Annotated in this window: 19 protein-coding genes; 11 read left to right on the top strand and 8 right to left on the bottom strand. The window is 57.7% G+C overall.

The genetic code is table 11. The features are described from left to right. Nucleotides 1–30 precede the first annotated feature (30 nt). Both JXR15_RS05340 and nth read right to left on the bottom strand, forming a co-directional pair. Entirely contained in the window at nucleotides 31–1,017 is a 987-nt protein-coding gene (locus tag JXR15_RS05340; protein ID WP_422052184.1) for an adenosine kinase, read from the bottom strand. Continuing rightward, entirely contained in the window at nucleotides 1,014–1,658 is a 645-nt protein-coding gene (nth, locus tag JXR15_RS05335) for an endonuclease III (protein ID WP_422052183.1), read from the bottom strand. Before nth ends, JXR15_RS05340 begins: the two co-directional genes overlap by 4 nt. A 728-nt stretch (nucleotides 1,659–2,386) precedes the next feature. Between nth and dnaA the strand changes: the two genes are divergently transcribed. The 4 genes from dnaA (at nucleotide 2,387) to gyrB (ending at nucleotide 8,734) form a co-directional block, all read left to right on the top strand. Beyond that, a complete protein-coding gene (gene dnaA / locus JXR15_RS05330; RefSeq protein ID WP_422052182.1) occupies nucleotides 2,387–3,769 on the top strand; it encodes a chromosomal replication initiator protein DnaA in 1,383 nt (460 codons plus the stop codon). A gap of 171 nt (nucleotides 3,770–3,940) precedes the next feature. Next, nucleotides 3,941–5,059 (top strand): DNA polymerase III subunit beta, encoded by a 1,119-nt coding sequence (gene dnaN / locus JXR15_RS05325; protein WP_422052181.1) that lies wholly within the window; start codon nucleotides 3,941–3,943, stop codon nucleotides 5,057–5,059. A gap of 56 nt (nucleotides 5,060–5,115) precedes the next feature. Further along, nucleotides 5,116–6,222, top strand: a complete 1,107-nt coding sequence (gene recF, locus JXR15_RS05320) for a DNA replication/repair protein RecF (RefSeq protein ID WP_422052180.1) — start codon at nucleotides 5,116–5,118, stop codon at nucleotides 6,220–6,222. Between the two features lie 94 nt (nucleotides 6,223–6,316). Beyond that, nucleotides 6,317–8,734, top strand: coding sequence for a DNA topoisomerase (ATP-hydrolyzing) subunit B (gyrB, locus tag JXR15_RS05315; protein ID WP_422052179.1), 2,418 nt, complete (start codon nucleotides 6,317–6,319; stop codon nucleotides 8,732–8,734). A gap of 82 nt (nucleotides 8,735–8,816) precedes the next feature. On the opposite strand, the gene JXR15_RS05310 is transcribed toward gyrB, so the two are convergent. Next, nucleotides 8,817–9,044, bottom strand: a complete 228-nt coding sequence (locus JXR15_RS05310) for a glycine zipper 2TM domain-containing protein (protein WP_283424693.1) — start codon at nucleotides 9,042–9,044, stop codon at nucleotides 8,817–8,819. Nucleotides 9,045–9,153: 109 nt separating this feature from the next. Beyond that, nucleotides 9,154–10,065, bottom strand: a complete 912-nt coding sequence (gene pcaQ, locus JXR15_RS05305; protein ID WP_422052178.1) for a pca operon transcription factor PcaQ — start codon at nucleotides 10,063–10,065, stop codon at nucleotides 9,154–9,156. A 91-nt stretch (nucleotides 10,066–10,156) separates the two neighbouring features. Here pcaQ and pobA point away from each other — a divergent pair, with 91 nt between their 5' ends. From pobA to JXR15_RS05275, 6 genes are read left to right on the top strand one after another with little or no spacing between them, the layout of a single operon-like run. Further along, nucleotides 10,157–11,326, top strand: coding sequence for a 4-hydroxybenzoate 3-monooxygenase (gene pobA / locus JXR15_RS05300; RefSeq protein ID WP_422052177.1), 1,170 nt, complete (start codon nucleotides 10,157–10,159; stop codon nucleotides 11,324–11,326). 24 nt (nucleotides 11,327–11,350) lie between these two features. Continuing rightward, nucleotides 11,351–11,722 (top strand): 4-carboxymuconolactone decarboxylase, encoded by a 372-nt coding sequence (pcaC, locus tag JXR15_RS05295; RefSeq protein WP_422052176.1) that lies wholly within the window; start codon nucleotides 11,351–11,353, stop codon nucleotides 11,720–11,722. 36 nt (nucleotides 11,723–11,758) lie between these two features. Continuing rightward, nucleotides 11,759–12,487: a protocatechuate 3,4-dioxygenase subunit beta gene (gene pcaH, locus JXR15_RS05290; RefSeq protein WP_422052175.1), complete on the top strand. Its 729-nt coding sequence runs from the start codon at nucleotides 11,759–11,761 to the stop codon at nucleotides 12,485–12,487. Nucleotides 12,488–12,489: 2 nt separating this feature from the next. Continuing rightward, nucleotides 12,490–13,110, top strand: coding sequence for a protocatechuate 3,4-dioxygenase subunit alpha (pcaG, locus tag JXR15_RS05285; RefSeq protein ID WP_422052174.1), 621 nt, complete (start codon nucleotides 12,490–12,492; stop codon nucleotides 13,108–13,110). A gap of 45 nt (nucleotides 13,111–13,155) precedes the next feature. Next, complete coding sequence (locus JXR15_RS05280; protein WP_422052173.1) at nucleotides 13,156–13,989, top strand: 3-keto-5-aminohexanoate cleavage protein; 834 nt, start codon at nucleotides 13,156–13,158, stop codon at nucleotides 13,987–13,989. Between the two features lie 12 nt (nucleotides 13,990–14,001). Further along, nucleotides 14,002–15,069, top strand: coding sequence for a 3-carboxy-cis,cis-muconate cycloisomerase (locus tag JXR15_RS05275; RefSeq protein WP_422052172.1), 1,068 nt, complete (start codon nucleotides 14,002–14,004; stop codon nucleotides 15,067–15,069). Between the two features lie 12 nt (nucleotides 15,070–15,081). Here JXR15_RS05275 and JXR15_RS05270 read toward each other — a convergent pair whose 3' ends face one another. The 4 genes from JXR15_RS05270 to JXR15_RS05255 all read right to left on the bottom strand — a co-directional run bounded on the left by JXR15_RS05270 (nucleotide 15,082) and on the right by JXR15_RS05255 (nucleotide 20,435). Then, nucleotides 15,082–15,675 carry an exonuclease domain-containing protein gene (locus JXR15_RS05270; RefSeq protein ID WP_422052171.1) on the bottom strand — a complete coding sequence of 198 codons (594 nt, stop codon included), beginning with the start codon at nucleotides 15,673–15,675 and terminating at the stop codon, nucleotides 15,082–15,084. 169 nt (nucleotides 15,676–15,844) lie between these two features. Further along, the gene (locus JXR15_RS05265) at nucleotides 15,845–18,907 is read right to left on the bottom strand and encodes an efflux RND transporter permease subunit (RefSeq protein ID WP_422052170.1); all 3,063 of its coding nucleotides are present in this window, start codon (nucleotides 18,905–18,907) and stop codon (nucleotides 15,845–15,847) included. Nucleotides 18,908–18,918: 11 nt separating this feature from the next. Next, nucleotides 18,919–19,971, bottom strand: coding sequence for an efflux RND transporter periplasmic adaptor subunit (locus JXR15_RS05260; RefSeq protein ID WP_422052169.1), 1,053 nt, complete (start codon nucleotides 19,969–19,971; stop codon nucleotides 18,919–18,921). Continuing rightward, nucleotides 19,965–20,435, bottom strand: coding sequence for a MarR family winged helix-turn-helix transcriptional regulator (locus JXR15_RS05255; RefSeq protein WP_422052167.1), 471 nt, complete (start codon nucleotides 20,433–20,435; stop codon nucleotides 19,965–19,967). The genes JXR15_RS05260 and JXR15_RS05255 overlap by 7 nt, the downstream gene beginning before the upstream one ends. A 270-nt stretch (nucleotides 20,436–20,705) precedes the next feature. Here JXR15_RS05255 and JXR15_RS05250 point away from each other — a divergent pair, with 270 nt between their 5' ends. After that, entirely contained in the window at nucleotides 20,706–22,982 is a 2,277-nt protein-coding gene (locus tag JXR15_RS05250) for an ATP-binding protein (RefSeq protein ID WP_422052166.1), read from the top strand. Nucleotides 22,983–23,242 lie beyond the last annotated feature (260 nt).

Genomic DNA, 23,242 nt, shown 5'->3' with positions numbered 1-23,242 from the left:
GCCTCCAGAGCCGGTGTCAGCGGTGGCGCCTTACCCGATCAAACCGGCCTTCTGAAACAGCGCTTTGATGTCTGCCTCAGGCCGCGCGCCATAGTGGCTAATCACCTCTGCCGCCGCGATGCAGCCCATCTTGCCGGACACCTCCAGAGATTGGCCGGTGGCGACACCATAAAGGAAACCGCAGGCAAACTGGTCGCCCGCACCGGTGGCATCCACCGGCACAATTTCATTCACAGGCACAGTGGCTTCTTCGTCGCCCCTGAGCAGCACCACGTCGTGACCCGAGCGGGTGCACACCACCATGCCGCAGTCCTGTGCGGCCTGTTCAAGAGCTGCACTCAGGTCGGTTTGATAGAGAGACTGCCATTCATGTTCGTTTCCAATCACAAAATCGAGCTCTTTCACCAAACGGCGGAAATCGTCCCGGTGACGCTCCACGCAGAATGGGTCAGACAGAGCAATACCGGCTTTGCCGCCGCCCTCCTGACAGAGTTTGGCCGCCCTCTCAAAGGCCGCTTTGCCTTTGGGTTTGTCATACAAATAGCCTTCGAGGAACAGCAGCTGTGCCTTGCCGGCGACATCATCGGACACATCATCAGGGCCCACTTCGGACGAGATGCCCAGATAGGTGTTCATCGACCGCTCGCCATCCGGGGAGACAAAGATCATTGAGCGAGACGTGGGCAGTTCATCCCCTTCCACCAGCGGATTCACAAAGTCAGTGCCGTCTGCTTGCATTTCATTGGCATAAAACTGCCCGAGCGCGTCATCACTGACCCGCCCGATAAAACCGGTGGACAGGCCCAGCGCGCCCAAGCCCGCCAGCGTATTGGCAACAGAACCGCCGGGCGCTTGTTTGCGGTTGGTCATGCCAGCGTAGAGCATTTCGCCGCGTTCTTTTTCCACCAGCTGCATGATCCCTTTCTGAATGCCCATCAGGTCCAGAAAGCTGTCGTCAGATTGGCTGATCACATCCACAACAGCATTGCCGATGCCAACCACTTGGTATTGGGTCATAGGTTTTTGTCCTCAAATAGGCAGAGATCGCGGATGAGACAGGTGCCGCACAGAGGCTTGCGCGCTTTGCACACATAGCGGCCGTGCAGAATCATCCAGTGATGGGCGTGGAGTTGGAAATCCACGGGAATTTGGTCTTCGATGGCGCGTTCGACTGCGACCACATCTTTGCCGGGGCAGACCCCAGAGCGGTTGCCAAAACGGAAAATATGCGTGTCCACGGCCTGCGCCGGATAACGCCACCACATGTTCAGCACCACATTGGCGGTCTTACGTCCGACGCCCGGCAGACTTTCCAGTGCCGCGCGGGAGTTGGGCACCTCACCGCCGTAGTCATCCACAAGGATGCGACTGAGCTTGATCACATTTTTGGCTTTGTTGCGATAGAGCCCAATGGTCTTGATGTGCTCGATCACCTGCTCTTCACCAAGGTCGAGCATCTTTTGCGGGGTGTCCGCAATCTTGAACAGCTCTTTGGTGGCGCGGTTCACGCCCACATCTGTCGCCTGCGCCGACAGGGCCACGGCCACCACCAACGTATAGACGTTGACGTGATCCAGCTCTCCCACCGGCTCGGCTTCGGCGGCCTCAAACCGGGTGAAGATCTCCCGGATGGTATGATAATCAAGTTGCTTTGCCATCGACCTGTTAATGCACGCCCCCAGCGCCGCAGGCAAGAGTCGGATCTGATCCCTTGATGGGCAGATCAACCTGGGCGCTCAAAACCGCGTAAGTGAGTCGAGCAAGGGCCTTGAGCGATTCCTTTTTTTTCGACTCGCAGCCCAGCGGACACCTGTGGCAGCGGCGCAACAACCATATGTGGACAGCCACAGTTAAAGGCAGACAAAATCGGGGTTTCAGAGCCGAGTCCAAGCCATTTTCCACTTCACAACACTGGGGGATACCCCAGTGTACGGTCCGCCTTAGAATGGATCAAAAGCAATGTTAAAATCCATTTAATACAAAGACTTACAAACCTGTGGATAGATTCTTTTCCGGGAATGCCTGAGTCAAGATCGAAGTTCAGTTGCCCGCTTTGGCACCAGCTTGCTAGGTTCACTCAGCGATTCATTTCGCCTTGGGGGGAACAGACGCCGACATACGGTGGCTTGGCCATACTGGGTGACTAGACAGGCCGCGTTTTTGGGAGCGCGGTTGTGGTTGTGTCCGGGGTGTTCACCTGTTCCACAAAACTGCGCATTTGCGCACAAATAGCTTTTGCGACCGGAGAATAGGGACCTCCGGAACGGTCGCATATTGCTTGGTGTTTTGGCCGTTTTCGGCACCCGAGGCAGATATGGATCACGGGACAAAGGCAGAGACCGGGCAAAGCCCGGCGAAAAAGACGTGTGAAGGAAAACGGGGACAGATGACTGACGACACATGGGGCACCATCCGACAAGACCTACTCAAAACTGTGGGTCAAAATAACTTCAAAACCTGGATTGAGCCTGTCAATTTTTCAGAGCTGAAAGATGGCGTCGCCACCTTTCACGTGCCGACCAATTTTATCGGCAACTACGTATCGCAGAATTACGGCGACCTGATCTTACATCAGATGAACCAAAATGGCGCTGACGTGCAGCGCATGCAGTTTAAAGTGGCGGCCAAAACATCCGCCCACCGCCCCGCACCAGCGGCCAGCGTGAAAAAAGCCAGCGCCGCAGCCGCACCAGCGGTGTCTGCTGCCACGGAAAGCAATGACGTGGGCATGACCGGCGCGCCGCTCGATGCTCGCTTTACTTTTGACAGCTTTGTTGTCGGCAAACCAAACGAATTGGCCAACGCCGCCGCGCGCCGTGTCGGCGAAGGTGGCCCGGTGACCTTCAACCCACTGTTCCTTTATGGCGGTGTCGGCCTTGGTAAAACCCACCTGATGCACGCCATTGCCTGGGAGCTTCAGGCGCAGCGTCCCGACCTGAACGTTCTGTATCTGTCTGCCGAACAATTCATGTACCGCTTTGTGCAAGCCCTGCGCGACCGCAAGATGATGGACTTCAAAGAGCTGTTCCGCTCCGTCGATGTGCTGATGGTGGACGACGTTCAGTTCATCGCGGGCAAAGACAGCACCCAGGAAGAATTCTTCCACACGTTCAACGCGCTGGTGGATCAAAACAAACAGATCATCATTTCGGCCGACCGTGCGCCGGGTGAGATCAAAGATCTCGAAGACCGCATCAAGAGCCGTCTGCAGTGTGGTCTGGTGGTGGATTTGCACCCAACCGACTATGAACTGCGGCTTGGCATTCTGCAGACCAAAGTGGACACCTACCGCGAGCAATACCCGGAGCTGCAGCTGCAGGACGGCGTGTTGGAATTCCTCGCCCACCGCATCTCCACCAACGTGCGTGTGCTTGAAGGTGCGTTGACCCGCCTGTTTGCCTTTGCGTCGCTGGTTGGGCGTGAGATCACCATGGAACTGACTCAGGACTGCCTGTCCGACGTACTGCGCGCCTCTGAGCGCAAAGTCTCCGTCGAGGAGATCCAGCGCAAGGTGGCAGAACACTACAATATTCGTCTGTCTGACATGATTGGCCCAAAACGCGTGCGCACTTTTGCCCGCCCACGTCAGGTGGCGATGTACCTCTGTAAACAGCTGACGTCGCGCTCTCTGCCGGAGATTGGGCGTCGTTTTGGAGGCCGCGATCACACCACGGTCATGCACGGTGTGCGCCGCATTGAAGAGCTGCGCAATTCTGACGGTCAGATCGCCGAAGACCTCGAACTGCTGCGTCGCACCCTCGAAGCTTAAGCATTTTGACCGCAAACGTGACCAAAACGCCGCGTCCACTGGGCGCGGTGTTTTCTTTTGGTCGCTTGGCGCTTGACGCTCGTTGCGACTTCACAGACAAACCTAGGAAAAGACTTGTACCGTGTGACCACCTCGATAAGGTGCCTGTCCCGGTAATCGGAGGGTGATGGGATGAAAATCAGTATTGAACGCGCCGTGCTGCTGAAAGCAGTGAGCCAAGCGCAATCGGTTGTGGAACGCCGCAACACCATTCCAATCCTTGCCAACGTGCTGATCGAGGCCGAAGGCGACACCGTGCAATTCCGCGCCACGGACTTGGACATCGAAGTGGTGGACAAAGCCAACGCCATGGTCGAGCGCGCCGGTGCCACCACCGTGGCCGCGACCACCTTGCATGAGATTGTGCGCAAACTGCCCGATGGGGCACTGGTCACCCTGACAGACGACAGCGCCGCTGGCCGCCTGACGGTGGAAGCTGGCCGCTCCAACTTCTCGCTGGCAACCTTGCCGCGTGAAGATTTCCCGGTGATGGCCTCCTCAGAATACTCTTCCAACTTCTCAGCACCCGCGCCTGCCCTGCGCCGCCTGTTTGACAAAGCCAAGTTTGCCATCTCCACCGAAGAGACCCGCTACTACCTGAACGGCGTCTATCTGCATGTGTCCGATGGCGAAGACGGCAAAGTGCTGCGCGCGGTGGCCACCGACGGGCACCGTCTGGCGCGCATCGACACCGATCTGCCAGACAGTGCAACGGACATGCCTGGCGTGATTGTGCCACGCAAAACCGTGGGTGAGCTGCGCAAACTGCTGGACGATGACGATATGGAAATCGCCGTCTCTGTCAGCGAGACCAAAGTGCGTTTTGCCACCCCGCACATCACCCTGACCTCCAAGGTGATCGACGGCACTTTCCCCGACTACACCCGCGTGATTCCACAGGGCAACACCCGCAAGCTGGAGGTGGACGCCTCTGAGTTTGCCAAAGCGGTGGACCGTGTGGCCACGGTGTCCTCGGAACGTTCCAGGGCGGTGAAACTGCAGCTGGACGAAGACCGTCTGGTGCTGTCGGTGAACTCGCCAGACAGCGGCGCTGCGGAAGAAGAGCTGGTTGTGGCTTACAATGACGAGCGTCTGGAAATTGGCTTTAACGCCAAATATCTGCTGGAGATCGCCAGCCAGGTGGACCGCGAAAACGCCGTGTTTATGTTCAATTCCGCGGGTGACCCAACCCTGATGCGTGAAGGTGGTGACACCTCCGCGGTCTATGTTGTGATGCCGATGCGGGTATGATCCACTGACGCGGATGCCTCCGGCGGGGATATTTGTAGAAAGTGAATGCCGGGCCCGTGTCTGAGCTGTTTCTGAAATCCCTGAGCCTGTCTCATTTTCGATCCCACAAAAAGGGCGCGCTCACCTGTGATGCGCGTCCTGTGGCCTTGTTTGGCCCCAATGGCGCGGGCAAGACCAACATCCTGGAGGCAGTCTCGCTGTTTTCACCAGGCCGGGGCATTCGCCGTGCCAGCGCCGAAGAGATGACCCGTCGGCCAGAAGCGATTGGCTGGAAGCTGTCCGGTCTGTTGCAAGCGACCAATCAAACCTACGAAATTGATGTCCGCTCCGAAAACGGGGCTGCACGACAGGTACAGATCGACAGCAAAGCTGCGCCACAGACGCAACTGGGGCGGATTTGTCGGGTGTTGTGGCTGATCCCTGCAATGGATCGTCTGTGGATCGAAGGCGCCGAAGGGCGGCGGCGGTTTCTGGATCGCATGACGCTCAGCTTCTATCCGGAACATGCTGAGGCCAGTCTCGCCTATGAGAAGGCCATGCGGGAGCGCAACCGGCTGCTGAAAGAACAGATCAGCGACGCGCATTGGTATGTCGCGCTGGAGCGTCAAATGGCCGAGGCGGGCGCGCAGCTGCATCAGGCGCGCGAGGCCAGTGTCGAACGACTGTTGAACGCCCAGGCGGCGGCGCAAACCGCCTTTCCGGTGGCCGAGCTGGAGTTGATCCAATCTGACGGGGCGATGCCGCGGACCGAGGCTGATCTGCTGGAGGCGCTGGCCGAGAGCCGGTTCCGCGACATTGCCACCGGACGCACCCTGGTGGGTCCACATCGCACCGACATGATTGGCACCTACCGCGAGAAAGGCGTGCCCGCCAAAGACTGCTCTACCGGGGAGCAAAAGGCGCTCTTGGTGTCGCTGATTTTGGCCAATGCCCGCGCTCTCAAAGACGACATTGGCGCCGCCCCAATCCTGCTTCTGGATGAGGTCGCCGCGCATCTTGATCCGGACCGCCGTGCGGCGCTTTATGACGAGATTTGCGCCCTTGGGGCACAGGCCTGGATGACCGGCACAGAGGCCGGTCTGTTTGACGCGCTTGGGGATCGCGCACAATATGTGGAAGTGACCGATGAGGCTGGGATTTCCAGCCTGTCCTCAAAGGCTTAACCCAACGTGTCCGTTTCACAAAAATCCTTGTCATTTGCGTGACAACCGTCCCCAAACCCGATATAAAATCCGCAAATGAAAAAGGGCGACATGTATGTCTGACAACGCGCAAAATACCGAGCAATATGGCGCGGATTCCATTAAAGTTCTCAAAGGCTTGGAGGCGGTGCGCAAGCGTCCGGGCATGTACATCGGGGACACCGACGATGGCTCGGGTCTGCACCACATGGTGTATGAGGTTGTGGACAACGGCATCGACGAGGCCCTGGCCAATCACGCCGACATTGTGAAGGTCAAAATTCACGCCGACAGTTCGGTTTCCGTTTTTGACAATGGGCGTGGGATTCCGGTGGATATCCACCCCGAAGAAGGTGTGTCAGCGGCCGAGGTCATCATGACCCAGCTGCACGCGGGCGGTAAGTTTGACAGCAACTCCTACAAGGTTTCCGGTGGTCTGCACGGTGTGGGTGTGTCGGTTGTAAACGCCCTGTCGGTCTGGCTGGAACTGCGCATTTGGCGCAATGGCAAAGAGCACTATGCCAAGTTTGAACACGGCGACTGCACCGAGCACCTGCGCGAAGTGGCGGATTGTGGGGACCAAACGGGCACCGAAGTGCGCTTCATGGCCTCCACCGACACGTTCTCAAACATCGAGTATTCCTTTGAGACGTTGGAAAAGCGCCTGCGCGAGCTGGCCTTCCTGAACTCCGGTGTGCGCATCCTCCTGGAAGACGAGCGCCCGGCTGAGCCACTCAAGACCGAGCTCTACTACGACGGTGGCGTGAACGAGTTTGTGAAATACATCGACCGCCACAAGACGCCTTTGATGGAGGCGCCGGTCTATGTGAAAGGTGAGCGTGACGAGATTGGCGTTGAGGTCGCGATGTGGTGGAATGACAGCTACCACGAGAATGTGCTGCCCTTCACCAACAACATTCCTCAACGCGATGGCGGCACGCATATAGCTGGTTTCCGTGGGGCGCTGACCCGCACCTTGCAGAAATACGCGCAGGAAAGCGGCATCGCCAAAAAGGAAAAGATCACCTTCACCGGCGACGATGCGCGCGAAGGTCTGACCTGTGTGTTGTCGGTGAAAGTGCCGGATCCAAAGTTTAGCTCGCAAACCAAAGACAAGCTGGTGAGCTCTGAGGTGCGGCCCGCGGTTGAAGGCTTGCTGGGGGAAAAACTGGCGGAATGGTTTGGTGAAAACCCACAAACTGCCAAGATGATTGTCTCCAAAATCCTGGAAGCAGCCCACGCCCGCGAAGCCGCCCGTAAGGCCCGCGAACTCACCCGCCGCAAAACTGCGATGGATGTGAACTTTCTCGCTGGCAAGCTCAAGGATTGCTCCGAGAAAGACCCGTCCAAAACTGAAGTCTTCCTGGTGGAGGGTGACTCCGCTGGTGGTTCGGCTCAAACCGGACGTGACCGAAAAACCCAGGCCATCCTGCCTCTGCGTGGTAAAATCCTGAACGTGGAGCGCGCACGCTTTGACCGCATGCTGGGCAGCCAGGAAATTGGCAATCTGGTGATGGCGCTTGGCACCGGCATTGGCCGTGATGAATTTAACGTCGACAAACTGCGCTACCACAAGGTGGTGATCATGACCGATGCGGACGTCGACGGCGCACACATTCGCACGCTGTTGCTGACCTTCTTCTACCGCCAGATGCCGGATCTGATTGAAAAAGGGCACCTGTATATTGCACAGCCGCCGCTGTTCAAAGTGGCGCGCGGCAAGTCGGAGGTCTACCTGAAAGACCAGGCCGCACTGGACGACTATCTTGTGAACCAGGGCATCGACGGGGCCGTGTTACGCCTTGGCTCCGGCGCAGAAATGACAGGGCAGGATCTGGCCCGAGTTGTGACCGAAGCCCGTCAAATCAAGCAAGTTCTGGACGCCTTCCCAACCCACTACCCGCGTCACATTCTGGAACAGGCGGCCATCGCCGGCGCCTTTGTCCCGGGTGCTGTTGACGCTGACCTACAAGGTGTGGCGGACAAAGTGGCTGCCCGTCTGGACCTGATTGCGCTGGAATATGAGCGGGGTTGGACCGGCCGTATCACTCAAGATCACGGCATCAAACTGGCACGTATCCTGCGCGGTGTCGAAGAGGTCCGCACACTGGACGGCCCAATGCTGCGGTCCGGCGAGGCCCGCAAATCCGGCAGTTTCACCGAGAGCTTGCAAGAGGTCTACGACACCTCCGCAACGCTGGTGCGCAAAGACCGCAGCCAGATCATCAATGGCCCACTCGATCTGATGAACGCCATTCTGGCTGAGGGTGAAAAAGGTCTGACACTACAGCGGTACAAAGGTTTGGGTGAAATGAACCCGGATCAGCTTTGGGAAACCACACTGGATCCCGATGCCCGCACATTGCTGCAGGTGAAGGTCGAAGACATCGCCGAAGCGGATGATCTCTTCACCAAGCTGATGGGCGACGTGGTGGAACCGCGCCGCGAGTTCATTCAGAAAAATGCGCTGAGCGTGGAAAACCTCGACTTCTAAGTCGGAACACAAAACAGAAAAAGGCTGGCACTCCGCAAAGAGTGCCAGCCTTTTTTGTAACTCTCGTCTGCTTCAGACGCGCTTAGCAGCCTGCCGCGTTGTTTGCGACGGCACCACCGGCAACCGCGCCACCGGCTGTCAGGATGTCTTTGCCTGTGCCGCCACCAAGCTGGTTGCCCAAGGCACCGCCAACCACGGCACCAACCACAGTTGCGCCCGCGCAGCCAACGTCTTTCTCCGTCACACCACCCGCGCAAGCGGACAGAACAGCCAGACTACCAACCATTGCCGGAATCAAAATAAGTTTCATGAAAGCACCTCATTCGTTTTTTGTTTTCTCCGCTAATATGGAGGTTAATTCCGCCGATTTCAAAGGAGCACAGGCGAAAAAGCGCCTGCCCAACATAACCTGTCATCTGTTACGACACGCGCGCAGCCACATCAGCCAAAGTGTGCCGGAACAAGGATTCTGCGGCTGATACCTGCCCCTCTGTGAGCGTCATCAACCCCACCGGTCCTTTGGTCAGGGAAGTATCAAATGGCAGCCGCACCAGCGCCCCGCTCTCCAGTTCTTTGGCCACCACCCCATTGGAGATGATCCAGACCGCGTCATTGGACAGCGCATAGTTACGTCCGAAGGCACCCGACACACTTTCCACTTTGGTGGCGATCTCACCGACACCTTGCGCCACCAAGGCACGCTCCACCAACGGGCGGATGGCCGAGGCTTGCGGCGGGAAAATCACCGGCCATTCGCCAAGATGATGGATGTCGGGCTGCGCAAGCAGCGGATGCCCCCGGCGCACAACAAACTCCACATGTTCATCATAAAGCTGCGTGAAGGCGATGCCTTTCATCACCTCCGGTGCGCCCATGCGCCCGATCACCACATCCAGCCGCCCCTGACGCAGCTCCTCAATCAAATAGCCATGTGGCCCATCATGAATATGCAACGTCACATCCGGTGCCAGTTCGGTAAAGGCTTGCACCACCTCCGGCATCAACCGCGCCGCAACACTTGGCAAAGCCCCAACCGCCAAACTGACTTTGCCCGCTTTTGCCATCTGCGCCACGCCATTCAGCCCCTGCTGTAAAGCCGCCAAGCTCATCTGAGCAAAGTGCAAAAACACCTCGCCCTGTTTGGTTAAGCTGACCCCGCCGCGATTGCGCACCAACAGATCGGACCCAACAACCTCTTCCAATTCCTTCAAGGTTTTGGAAATGGCAGGCTGCGTCAGATGCAGATGCTGGGCAGCCGATTTCAAGCTATTGTGCCGCACGATCTCAGAAAAACACTGAATGTGACGGAACTTGATACGCCGATCGATCATGGTTTGATGCTCATTTTTGACAACTAAATCCAACAAATGCTCATTTTACTTTTCACTTTTGCGAAGTCAAACTGCCAACAGGAGGACTTTCATGCGCACTCAGGTTTGCATCATTGGCGGCGGGCCATCCGGGCTTCTGCTCTCACAGCTGCTGCACCGCAAAGGCATCGCCAGCGTCGTTCTGGAGCGCAAAACCCGTGATTACGTGCTGGGCCGCATCCGCGCAGGCATTTTGGAGACCGGCTTTGTTGACCTGATGCGTGAGGCCGGTGTTGGCGCGCGCATGGATGCCGAAGGTTTCACCCACCATGGCACGGTGATCGCCTATGGGGAGGAAGAGTTTGGCATCTCCTTTCACGCGCACACCGGCAAAGATGTCATGGTTTATGGCCAGACTGAACTGACCCGCGATCTCTATGACGCGCGCGAGGCCGAGGGCGGCAATCTGGTGTTCAATGTCGAGGATGTGCAAATCCACGATGCCAAAAGCGACGCGCCTTATGTGACCTACCACGTGGACGGCACCGAACACCGGATCGACTGTGATTACATCGCGGGCTGCGATGGATTCCATGGGGTCAGCCGCCAGACCATCCCCACATCCGTGCGCCGCGAATATGAGAAGGTGTATCCTTTTGGCTGGCTGGGCGTGCTGTCCGAAACGCCCCCAGTGCATGACGAGTTGATCTACAGCTGGTCGGAGCGTGGCTTTGCCCTCTGTTCCATGCGCAACGCCAATCTCAGCCGCTACTACATTCAATGTTCGCTCAGCGATTCCCCGGATGACTGGACCGATGCCGCCTTTTGGGACGAACTCAAACGCCGCATTCCCAGCCGCCACACTGAGGCGCTGGTGACTGGCCCATCGATTGAGAAATCCATCGCGCCTTTGCGCAGTTTTGTGACCGAGCCGATGTGTTGGGGTCGCCTGTTCCTTTGTGGCGACGCCGCCCACATTGTGCCGCCTACTGGTGCGAAGGGACTGAACACCGCGGCCTCCGACATTCATTATCTGTACCACGGCCTGGTGCAATTCTATCAAGACAAGGACATGGCCGGTCTTGATGCCTATTCACAAAAGGCGCTTGCCCGCGTGTGGAAAGCGGAGCGGTTTAGCTGGTCCACCACCAACCTGCTGCACCGCTACCCGGATCAATCCGATTTTGATCTGAAGATGCAGCGCGCCGAGATCGATTTCCTGCGCAGCAACGACGCTGCGCAAAACGTGTTTGCCCAAAACTATGTGGGCCTGCCCTACTGATGGGCCAGACAAAGGAGACACACCATGTCTGACAAATTGACCACCGGTATGGAGGTGCGCCGCAAAGTGCTGGGTGACGCTCATGTGGATCGCGCGGAAGCCAATAGAACTGCGCTCGACACACCGTTTCAAACCCTGATCACCGAAGGCGCCTGGGGCACGGTTTGGGCCAGTGACGCCATCAGCCTGCGGGAACGCTCCATGCTGACCCTGGCTTTGCTCGCAGCCACTGGCAACTTTGACGAAATCCCCATGCACATCCGCGCGACCGCCAACACCGGGGCCAGCCAGGAAGACGTGATGGAAGTGTTTCAGCACGTCGCGATTTACTGCGGCGTACCCAAAGCCAACCACGCCATCAAACTGGCAAAACAGACCTTTGCAGAGATGGGCTGATCGCGCATTCTATGCGCGTAGGGGAGGAGCAACACAATGAGCAAACCCGCCGAATTTTATCAGCGTGACCGGGAGTGGCACCCGCCTGCGTTTTCGCAGGACTACAAGACCTCCGTGGCGCGGTCCCCGCAAAACGCCTTGATCAGTCTGGAACAAACCGTCAGCGAGATCACCGGCCCGCGCTTTGGCCATGATGACGTGAGTGAAATGGACCGCGACCTGCTGCACAACTACGCCACACCCGGCGAAAGCGCGATTGGCGAGCGCATCATTGTGCATGGCCGTGTGCTGGATGAAAACGGTCGTCCTGTGCCCAACACTTTGGTGGAGATCTGGCAGGCCAACGCCGGAGGGCGCTATCGCCACAAGAAAGATGCCTACCTGGCGCCAGTTGATCCCAACTTTGGCGGCTGTGGCCGCACCATCACGGACGAAAACGGCTATTACTATTTCCGCACCGTGAAACCCGGCGCCTACCCCTGGCGCAACTGGGTCAACAACTGGCGGCCAGCTCATATCCATGTGTCGGTGTTTGGCACCGCCTTTGCTCAACGCCTGATCACACAGCTCTACTTTGAGGGCGACCCGCTGATCGCGAAATGCCCGATTGTGAACACCATCCCGGATCAAGCGGCACGCGGGCAGTTGATTGCCGCGCTTGATATGAACGCCTCGTTGCCGCTGGACAGCATCGCCTATAAGTTTGACATCGTGCTGCGCGGACGGCGCTCCACCCTGTTTGAAAACCGCATGGAGGGCAATTGAGCATGGTGCAGAACCTCAACTACCTCAAGGAAACCCCCTCCCAGACCGCTGGGCCTTATGTGCACATCGGCCTCGCCCCCGGCGCGGCAGGGTTTGACATCTATGAGCGCGAACTTGGCTGGGACATCGCCGGCCCCAATGCCAAAGGTGAGCGCATTCGCATCGAAGGGCTGGTGATCGACGGCACCGGCAGCCCGGTGAAAGACGTGATGCTCGAAGCCTGGCAGGCCAATGCTGACGGCATTTACCCGCATCCGGAACACGTCGGCGAGACCGAGGAAGGCTTCAAAGGCTGGGGACGTGTGATCACCGATTTTGGCACCGGCGAGTGGAGCTTTGACACCATCAAACCGGGGCGCGCCATAGGCCGTAACGGGCAACTGATGGCGCCACATATCTCGCTCTGGATTGTCGCTCGCGGCATCAATGTGGGCCTGAACACCCGGCTCTATTTTGACGACGAGGAGGAGGCCAACGCAACGGACCCCGTGCTCAACGTCATCGAATGGGAAAACCGCCGCGCCACATTGATTGCCAAACGCGAGATGCGCGACGCTGTGCCCGTCTACCGGTTCGACATCACGCTTCAGGGCGAGAACGAAACCGTCTTCTTTGACATCTGACTTCCGTCGCCATCTCTATGGCGAGTACCATAAATCGAGATCACCATGAGCAAACCCTGCATCCTGTGCTGCGCCATCACCGGTTCCGTGCCAACCAAGGCGGACAATCCTGCTGTGCCGACGACGGTCAGCGAGCAGATTGAAAGCAGTCACGCAGCTGTCGAGGCAGGCGCATCGATCATCCACGCCCATGTGCGCAACGATGATGAAACGCCGTCCAGCGATCCGGCGAAGTTTGCCCTGCTCAAAGAGGGGTTAGAAAAACACTGCCCCGGCGTGATCATCCAATTCTCCACAGGTGGACGCTCTGGCGCGGGCCAAGCGCGCGGTGGCATGTTGCCGTTGCGCCCTGACATGGCTTCGCTCTCTGTCGGCTCCAACAACTTCCCGACGCGGGTCTACGAAAACCCGCCAGAGCTGATTTCCTGGCTGTCCAGCGAAATGCAAGCTCACGAAATCACGCCGGAAATCGAAGCCTTTGACCTGAGCCACATCCTGCAAGCCATCCGTCATCATGAGGCGGGCAGGCTTTATGGCCAGCTTTATGTGCAGTTTGTCATGGGCGTGAAAAACGCCATGCCGGTGGATCGTGAAGTGTTTGAGTTCTACGTGAAGATCATGCAGGAACGCGCGCCCAACGCCGAATGGTGCGCGGCGGGCATTGGCGCGGCGCAGATCACCGTGAACGAATGGGCCATTGCCGCAGGCGGCCACACACGGGCCGGTCTGGAAGACAACGTGCGTCTGGACCGCAACTCTCTGGCGCCCTCCAATGCCGCCCTGATCGCCCGCGCCGCTGAGCTGTGTGAGAAATACGAGCGGTCTGTGGCGACGCCTGCGCAAGCGCGCAAAATCCTTGGCCTGCGCGCCACAACCTGATCGAACCTGACCATGAACCCTCTCACCCACGCATCTCATTTGTTTGGCCCGTTGTTCTCTGATCCAGAGAGCGAGGCGCTGTGGGACACGTCGCGGTTTGTCGACGGGTTTACCCAATTTGAACGGGCCTTGGCCGAGGCGCTCGCAGAGGCGGGTGTGGTAGATCACACAGTTGCGGCTATGGCCGTGGCAGACATTAAAAGCTTCCAGCCGGACCTTCCTAAGATTGCCACACATGTGGTGCAGGACGGCCTGCCCGTGCCCGAGTTTGTCCGCCAACTCAAAGCCCACGCGCGACCCGCGGCACTCCCAGCCATCCACACCGGTGCCACCAGTCAGGACCTGATCGACACGGCGGTTTCACTGATCCTACGCGATGCCAACCTGCGGTTTGAGGCGCGGCTCGCGGATGTGCTGACAGCGCTCGACGCGCTCGATTCCAAGTGGGGCGAGGCCACAATCATGGGCCGCACCCGCATGCAGGCCGCTCTGCCAATTTCGGTATCAGACCGCATCGGCACCTGGCGCAGCCCGCTGACGTCCCACGCAAACCTTCTCAAAGCGCTACGACCGCAAGTGGAAGCCTTGCAATTTGGCGGCCCTGTGGGCAACCGCGCCAGCCTTGCGCCACATGGTGATGCCGTTGCCACCGCCTTGGCCAAAAGGCTCAGCCTCTCCAATCCAGACCGCGCCTGGCATGCCACGCGCGAGAGCCTGACCGAGTACGCCAACTGGCTTTCCATGGTCACCGGCAGCTTGGGAAAAATGGGTCAAGACCTCACGCTGATGGCGCAGCAAGGCGTGGATGAGGTGAAGTTCTCCGGCGGCGGCTCAAGCTCCGCCATGCCACACAAACAAAACCCGGTGCGGGCCGAATTGCTGGTCACATTGGCGCGCTACAACGCCACGCAGCTGCCCGCCATGCATCACGCTTTGGTGCATGAACAAGAGCGCTCCGGCGGCGCGTGGTCTCTGGAATGGATGGTCTTGCCTACGATGGTCACCACCACCGCCTCGGCCTTACGTCACGCAGACAGCCTCCTCCAAAGCATTGAAAGCATGGGGCAATCCTCGCTTTAAGACATTTAAGTCTCAGAATTCAAACGTCAGCTGCAGGTGTTTGATCTTGCCGGTGATGTCTTCGATGGGACACTTCAACCGTTCCTCAGCCAAAAGCACCACCTCTGCCGCGGCCCGCGCATCTTCACCCGCGTCATGGTGATGAAATTCAAGCCCCAGCGCTTTTTTCAGGTGCCCCAGCCCATGTCCACCGTTGCCGCGAAACTCGGGCCAGGCTTTGCGCGCGATCTTCACACTATCGGCCCATTCCATCTTTGGCCCATTTAGCCCTGCCGCACGACAGGCGGCGGTGATGGCTTTCTGGTCAAACCCGCTGTGCTGCACCATCAAGTTTCGGGACAACAGCGGCAGCATCTTTGGCCACGCCTCAGCAAAGGTGGGCGCATGCCGAACAGTGGCTGCATCGATCCCTGTCAGCTCGGTGTTGAACGAGGCAAAATCCTGATCCGGGTTGATGTAGGTGGCAAACGTCTCAATCCCGCCATCACGGCGGACGCAAGCCAAGCCAATCTGGCTGATCGAGGCGGCATCACGGTTGGCGGTTTCCACATCCAACGCGATGAAACGAAACAGGCCATCCGGCAAAGGGGCATCAGGAAGGAACACGGCGTGCCTCCTGTCTCTGCTTTGCCATCACTGTCAAACTGCTGCGCAACATATCTTTGTCTTGTGCCTATGCCCGCTGGCGGGCCGGGACCGCCCCTATGCCAGCTTAGCGCAAAAAACAAAAGGCCGCCCAACTTGGACGGCCTCTCTATTTTCAGGACGGTGCGGGTCAGGCAGGCACGGCTGCCGCCGCCGCTTTTTTCTCCCGCCGTTCTTCTTTGCCAAAGAACACCAGATAAAACACCGGCGCGGCAATCAGCGTCAGAATGGTCGCAAAGGCCAAACCGCCCATGATGGTGATCGCCATCGACACAAAAAACGCATCGGTCAACAAAGGCGCCATGCCAAGGATGGTTGTGACCGCCGCCAGCATCACCGGCCGCAGACGCGACACGCTCGCCTTCACAATCGCCTCCCGCATCGGCAGGCCTTCCTCGCGGACAAAGTCGATCTCCTCGACCAGCACGATACCGTTTTTGATCAACATCCCAGACAGGCTCAAAAGACCCAGCAAAGCGGTAAACGTAAACGGCATGTCCGTTCCCAGAAGGCCAATCACCACACCGTTCACCGACATCGGCACCAACAGCCAGATAATGATCGGTTGGCGGATGGCGTTGAACAACAGCACCGAAATCAGCACCATGATCAGCAAGCTCATTGGCAGCTGTTTCCCAAGACTCTCCTGTGCTTCCGAGCTGTTCTCCAACTCGCCGCCCCATTCCATCTTGTAGCCAACCGGAATGTTCATGCCCTCAATCGCTGCCGTGACCTCGGTCTGCACCTGCGCGGCTGTCAGGCCGGACCGGATATCCGCCCCAACCGTGATCGTCGCCACGCGATCCCGACGATGCAGCAACGTGTTTTGCGTCTCATGCACAAAACCATCCACCATCTGTTCCACTGGCACAAAGCTGTTGGACGTTGTGGAATACACCACTTGATCCACCAGCCCAAAGGCGCCGTCCGGTTGACGCCGCAGAATGATTGGAATCAACCTCTCGTTTTCGCGGAACTGGCCAGTGGTCAGACCATCTGTTGAAAACTGGAACATATCGGCGATGTCTTCACGATCCACACCCGCGGTCTGCGCCCGTTCAGTGGCGTAGATCGGTTTGATCACCAATTCCTGCTCCCGCCAGTTTGTGCGCACGCTGGTGATGTTGTCCGTGGTTTCGGTCAACACCTGCGCCGCCTGGGTTGCCAGCTGACGTAGAACAACCGGATCACTGCCGGAGAAGCGCACTTGAATTGGGTCGCCCCCACCGGGACCAAAGACAAGTCGTTTGGTGCGGAACTCGCCTTCGGGCAAAGCTTCGGCACCAAAGGCCTCAAGGTCCTTTTGCAACGGTGGGATCGATTCCAAGTTCTCCGCCCGCACAATAATATGGCCGTAACTTGGGTTCGCTTTTTCAGACTCATAGGTCAGCATAAATCGCGTCGCGCCCTGTCCCACAAAGGTGGCGAAGCTCACAACATCGTCACGCTCATCAAGCCAGTCTTCGAGCAATTCCATCTGCGCAGACGTAGTGGCAATCGGCGTGCCCTGCGGCAGTTTGTAGTGCACAAAAAACAGCGGCGTGTTGCTGTCCGGGAAGAATTGCTGCTTCATCAGGCCAAAGCCCGCATAGCACACCGCCGTCACAGCAATCAGTCCAACAATCACCAACCACCGCATTTTGAGCGCCAGACGCAGGCTTGCGCCATACATGCGGAAAATCAGCCCGCCATAGGCATCACCTTCACCGCCTGCACCCTGCTTAAACAGGTAGTGGCCCAGCATCGGCGTCACGGTCAGCGCCAGAACCCAGCTTAACAACAGCGAAATACCAATCACCGCAAAGAGGGAGAACAAGAATTCACCCGTGGCATCGGGGCTCAGGCCAATGCCAGCAAAGGCCATGATGCCAATAATGGTCGCACCAAGCAGCGGGATTTGGGTTTTTCCGGAAGCTTCATCCGCGGCTTCGCGGCTGTTCTTGCCCTGCAACATCGAGATCTGCATGCCCTCGGCGACCACAATCGCGTTGTCCACCAGCATTCCCATCGCAATGATCAGCGCCCCTAACGAAATCCGTTCCATCTCGATCGAGAAGAACCCCATAAACAGGAAGGTGCCAACAACCGTAAGGAACAGAGTTACCCCCACCACCACAGCCGCGCGCCAGCCCATGAAGATCGCCAACACCGCCACCACAATGGCCACCGACATGGCAAGGTTCACCAGGAAGTCGTTGGAGGCTTTTTCCACCACAACGTGCTGTTGGTAGATCGGGTGCAGTTCAACACCGGCAGGAATGTCCCCGGCCATCTGTGCGAGTTTCTCATCCACGCGCTTGCCCACCACCACGATGTTTTCCGTAGCAATACCGGCCACACCCAGGGTGAAGGCCTCTTCGCCGTTGTAGCGAATGATCTGGCGCGGATTATCGACGCGATCGCGGAACACACGGCTGGTGTCGACAAGGTTCACCACCTTGCCATCTTGCCCCAGCGACAGACCAGCAATCTCAGACACTGTGTCCGAGCCATCCGGCCGCATGATGCGTGTTCGCGCGGCACCTGTGGTCACCGTCCCGGCGGCATTCACCGCATCGGCATTGGCAATAGCACCCGCGATGGCGTTGAGTGAAATGTTTTGGTTGACCGACAGCGCCAGATCCGGCTCTACAAATATCGCTTCTTCTGGCAGCCCTTGGATGTCGACATCCGCCACGCCATCCACGGTCAGTAATTCGCGCCGCAAGAAGGTGGCCAATTCGTGCTTTTCCGCATCCGAAAAACCCTCAGCGGTCACGCCAAGGAAAATGCCAAACACATCACCAAAGCTGTCATTGACCAACGGTGTGTTGACCCCGGTGGGCAAATGCCGCCCAGCATCCGCCACTTTGGCCCTCAACCGAGTCCATACCTCCGGTAGCTCGGTGCCGTCATAGGTCGATTTGATGTGCACATCGATCTGCGACACACCCGGCTGGTTGATCGAGGTGATGTAATCCACCTCTTCCATCTTCTGGATGGCAGACTCCAGAGGCTCAGACACCTCAACCGCCACCTGCTCCGATGTGGCCCCGGGGTATTGGGTGACCACAACCGCCTGTTTGATGGTGAAGGCCGGATCTTCCAGCCGCCCCAAATTCAGAAAGCTAATGCCGCCGCCTATCAGGAAGATCAGCATGATCATCCATGTGTAGATCGGCCGATCAATGGATCCGCGTGCAATATTGACCATCACCCGCGCCCTCAGTTGCCAAAGCCGACAAAGCGGCGCACCGCTTGGCCGTTGGTCAAAGCGCCGCCACCGGTGAGCACAATCTCGTCGCCGTCATTCAGGCCAGCATTGATCTGCACCATGCCAGCGGTGGCAGGTTCGCTTTGCACCGCCACCCAGGTCACTTTGCCTTCGTCGCCGCCTTTGGGGTCAAACCGCATCACGCCGGTTGCGCCGCTGTCATCCACAACAATGGCTGTGGGTGGCACGATAATGCCGGTGGATGGCTCAGCCGCGGTCACAGTCACCGTCACCGACGACCCTGGCAAGATCACCTTGCCCTCCGGCGGCGTCATGCCAAAGGTGATGCGGAAGGTCTGACCAACACTGCTGGTTTCCGCGTCAAACTCTCGAATTTGCAGATCAAACTCTTCGTCATTTCCAGGGAAGCGCGCCTTAATCGTCACGTTTTGCTCATTGCCCGCCCGCTGGAACAGGATCTCCGGCACGTCCACTTCAATGCGCAACTCGCTCAAGTCGTGAATACGCACCACCGGGCTGCCTGCGCTGACGGTGGTGAAAAGCTCCACATTGCGGCTGGACACCAAGGCGTCAAACGGCGCTTTCAGAGTCGCGTGGCGCAAGGACCACTCCGCGTTTTTGACCGCGATCTGCGCCAAAGACGCCTGTGTCTCCGCGTCATCCAAAGTCACTTGGCTCACGGTGTTGCCGCGCAGTTTGTTCAGGCGCTCCACCGTGCGATCGGCTTGTTCTTTCTGCAAAATCGCCTGATTGAGCTGCAGTTCAAAGATCTCCAGATCAAGCCGCGCAATCACGTCCCCTTCGCCGATGTTCAGGCCTTCGGTCACCGGAAAATCAACAATCTGCCCGCCAACTTGAAACGCCAGATCCACCGACTGGCGCGCTTTCACCTGACCAAAAAATTGTCGCTCAAACGGTATTGGCGCTTCGCTCACCACCATGAGTTTCACCGGCTTCAGCACATCCTGGGCCATGGCCGCCGCTACGCCACTCACTGTGATTATCGCCGCTGTGGCGCAGATTTTTCCAAACTGTTTCAGCATTCTTTTTCCTCCAATCGCCCGGCCTCTACGGCTCCGGGCATGGCTTTCACGGCCAATTTGGCAAACTGGGAGATTTCCTCGACGGTCATGCCGCAAATCTCGCGGAAGCGGAGCTTGACCGCATCCATCAACGTGGCACGTGCCGCCAGCCCCTCCGGGGTCAACTCTAACACAAGCGCACGCCGATCTTTGGGATCACGCGTACGCTGCACAAAACCGCGCTCCTCCAACGCATCCGCCACCGGCGTGATCGCTGACGGAATGCAGAAGGTGTCCTCCGCCAAAACCCCCATGCGTTTTGGCCGGTCCATAAACACCAAAATCCGTCGCTCCATCTTGGTAAGTGGCGGGTCGATGTTGATGTCCTCAAGCTCTGCCTCAATTTGGTTGAACAGAGCAAAGACACCAATGATCGCCAGAAACTCGTCCGGCAGATTGGTGTTGGAGAATAAATCGTCGGGCACGCGCGAATCCCTGAGTTATTTCATTTTCTGAAATATCCAAATACAGAAGCTTTATGAACAAACAAGGGGAGAAGGTGCAAAAAACCTGCAAGCCACTTGTATCAATTCACCTTGTTTCTCAGGGTCATACTGGTTGTGACCAAAGACACAGATCACAGAAAAATCGCAAAAATTTTATTAGAAGTCAGAGCGTTACGCAGCCATCCGAGTGATTAAATTAACACTGTCACGGTATGCATACCTCACCAATGACTATGTGGTGCGTGAACAATGGTGGCAGATCCCGGACAACAATTGCGGCGCTCAGCCAAGCTGGCAGCCCGACAGCGCAGCTTGTTGGCGCAATATGCCTCAGAGCGTGTCCGCGCTCTGAAACAACGTGCCGCAATTTATTCCCTTGGCGCGTTGATGATCATTTTGGCCACCGGTCCCGTTGTGGGGGGATGCGCCACCGCGATGCTGCTCATCGGCGAAGCGGTCGACATGATGGTGCTGCGTCGCATTCCTATGCGTTTGCGAGCCGGTGAAAGCCATGCCGCCCTCCTGCGTGCTGCGGTGATGAGCGGTGCGTTTCAAGCCATCTCAATGTTCCTTGCCACAACGCTCTATGTGGTTGTGATCGGCAAAGAGGCCTCCATCATGGGAGTCGCAGGTGTGCTGGGCATGGGCATTGTCAACGGCGCGTTGATTTTGCCCACAAACCCGAAACTGGCTATCTTCAAAATGGGTCTGTTTGTCCTGACACCATTATTTCTTCTGGCCCTGCAAGCCATCCGTTTTGGCGGCGAAATGGCGATGCCACATGTCAATGTACCGGAATTGATGGTGGTCATCAGCATGGGCTACATGTGCTATTCTTTTGTCAAATCCGGCGTCGACAACTTCCGCAAAACAGAAGCCCTGCAAAGCAGCCAGACAAACCTGACCGCCGCCAATGACGCCTTGAGCAAGCACCGAAATGAGTTGCAGCGCTTGTCTATGGTGGCTCGCAAGACCAATGATGCGGTGATCCTCTCTAATCCCAAACAGGAAATCGAATGGGTCAATGAGGCCTTCACAAGCCTCACCGGCATTCCTGCCAAAGACATCATTGGTCAGCAGACCAGCGTGCTTGCGCAGCTCACCAATGCGGACACCAACATCGCTCAGAAAGTCGCCAAGGCCATGCGCGGTGAAGGCGAAGCCAAAATCGAAGTGCGTCACAAAATTTCGGACGGGCGCGAGCGGTGGGGCGAAATGCAGATGCTGCCTGTCAAAAACGCCGACGACGAGATCGATTTTTACGTGACCATTGCGCGTGACATCACGGCCACCAAGGAGCATGCCATGAGCATGCGCAAGGCCCGCAAGGCCGCCGAAGACGCCGCTCGGACAAAGACCGATTTCCTCGCCAACATGAGCCACGAAATCCGCACCCCGATGACCGGCATCATCGGCATGGCAGACCTGTTGTCAGAGACTGAACAATCCCAGGAACAGGCGGACTATACACAGACCATCATTGGGTCCTCTCGCAGCCTGCTGACCATCATCAACGATATTCTGGATCTGTCGAAGCTGGACGCAGGCAAGCTGCAAATCACCAACACCACCTTCGACACGCGCACCTGTTTCGAAGAAACTCTGCGGCTGTTGGAACCCAACGCATACAACAAAGGCCTTGGGCTAACTCTGACCATTGCGGAAGATGTCCCAAAACACTTGCTTGCAGACGATGTCCGCATCCGCCAGATCGCAACCAATATCATTGGCAACGCCACCAAATTCACCGAATTTGGCAAGATCGACGTCAAAGTCTGGATGGACGGTATCGATGCCACGGACTCGATGACGCCAATGACCTTGAACTTTGCTGTGGAAGACACCGGTATTGGCATCCCCGAAGACAAACTGGGCGCGGTATTTGAGGAGTTCACACAGGCCGAAACCTCAACCACGCGCCGGTTTGGTGGCACCGGTCTGGGCCTCAGTATTTGCCGCATCCTGACTGAACGCATGGGCGGAGAAATCTCTGTGAGCTCAGTTTACGGCCAGGGGTCGCGCTTTCTTGTCAGCCTGCCGGTGGACCTGCCCCCGCAAGACGCGTTGCCAGACGACGCTAAGACGCCTTTGGCAACTGACTATGACGCAATTGATTTGACCGGCCTCGACGTGTTGATCGCGGAAGACAACAAAACCAATCGCGTGTTGATTGCCAAATTCCTGGAGAAACTGCCGATCACCCTGCGCTTTGCCGAAGACGGGTTTGAAGCCGTGGACGCCACGCTGGAAACGCCGCCAGATCTGATCTTTATGGATATGTCGATGCCCAGAATGAGCGGCATTGAGGCCACCGAAGCCATCCGCGCCAGCGACGTGAACCAACCCCAAATTGTGGCGCTTACCGCCAATGCGTTTGAGAATGAAAAACGCGCCTGTCTGGCGGCGGGCATGGATGACTTCCTCACCAAACCAATCCGCCGTGCGGATCTGGTCGCGTGTTTGCAGCGTCACGTGGCCCACCGAAACGCACCGACCTCTGCGGTACAATCGGCGCTCCAAGCCTAACGCGTTACACCAAACTTGACCAACACACACCACCTCCGGATCGCATCGAAAGTACTACGCTCAGATCTCATGTCTTCTGTGTAACTCTCCCTCCGACGCACCGTCAGGGCACTGCGATCCGCGCGATTGACGTAAAGATGCCGCCCAGTAAGACAACCGCACACAAACTCCCCCTTTATTTCCTGCATCTACTGCACCCATCCGGGCGCTGTGTAACGAGGCCGTGCCAATCCCAAAATCACCAAACAGCACAAAGGCGG

It is taken from the genome of Shimia sp. (genome assembly GCF_049116215.1).
Classification (GTDB): Bacteria; Pseudomonadota; Alphaproteobacteria; order Rhodobacterales; family Rhodobacteraceae; genus Shimia.
The sequence above is the reverse complement of the archived record's forward strand: the minus strand, read 5'-3'. Positions and strand labels throughout refer to the sequence as shown.

Coding starts and splice junctions, on each gene's coding strand:
- JXR15_RS05340 (WP_422052184.1), bottom strand. CDS start 1,017: ATGACCCAATACCAAGTGGTTGGCATCGGCAATGCTGTTGTGGATGTG.
- nth (WP_422052183.1), bottom strand. CDS start 1,658: ATGGCAAAGCAACTTGATTATCATACCATCCGGGAGATCTTCACCCGG.
- dnaA (WP_422052182.1), top strand. CDS start 2,387: ATGACTGACGACACATGGGGCACCATCCGACAAGACCTACTCAAAACT.
- dnaN (WP_422052181.1), top strand. CDS start 3,941: ATGAAAATCAGTATTGAACGCGCCGTGCTGCTGAAAGCAGTGAGCCAA.
- gyrB (WP_422052179.1), top strand. CDS start 6,317: ATGTCTGACAACGCGCAAAATACCGAGCAATATGGCGCGGATTCCATT.
- JXR15_RS05310 (WP_283424693.1), bottom strand. CDS start 9,044: ATGAAACTTATTTTGATTCCGGCAATGGTTGGTAGTCTGGCTGTTCTG.
- pcaQ (WP_422052178.1), bottom strand. CDS start 10,065: ATGATCGATCGGCGTATCAAGTTCCGTCACATTCAGTGTTTTTCTGAG.
- pobA (WP_422052177.1), top strand. CDS start 10,157: ATGCGCACTCAGGTTTGCATCATTGGCGGCGGGCCATCCGGGCTTCTG.
- pcaC (WP_422052176.1), top strand. CDS start 11,351: ATGTCTGACAAATTGACCACCGGTATGGAGGTGCGCCGCAAAGTGCTG.
- pcaH (WP_422052175.1), top strand. CDS start 11,759: ATGAGCAAACCCGCCGAATTTTATCAGCGTGACCGGGAGTGGCACCCG.
- pcaG (WP_422052174.1), top strand. CDS start 12,490: ATGGTGCAGAACCTCAACTACCTCAAGGAAACCCCCTCCCAGACCGCT.
- JXR15_RS05280 (WP_422052173.1), top strand. CDS start 13,156: ATGAGCAAACCCTGCATCCTGTGCTGCGCCATCACCGGTTCCGTGCCA.
- JXR15_RS05275 (WP_422052172.1), top strand. CDS start 14,002: ATGAACCCTCTCACCCACGCATCTCATTTGTTTGGCCCGTTGTTCTCT.
- JXR15_RS05265 (WP_422052170.1), bottom strand. CDS start 18,907: ATGGTCAATATTGCACGCGGATCCATTGATCGGCCGATCTACACATGG.
- JXR15_RS05260 (WP_422052169.1), bottom strand. CDS start 19,971: ATGCTGAAACAGTTTGGAAAAATCTGCGCCACAGCGGCGATAATCACA.
- JXR15_RS05250 (WP_422052166.1), top strand. CDS start 20,706: ATGGTGGCAGATCCCGGACAACAATTGCGGCGCTCAGCCAAGCTGGCA.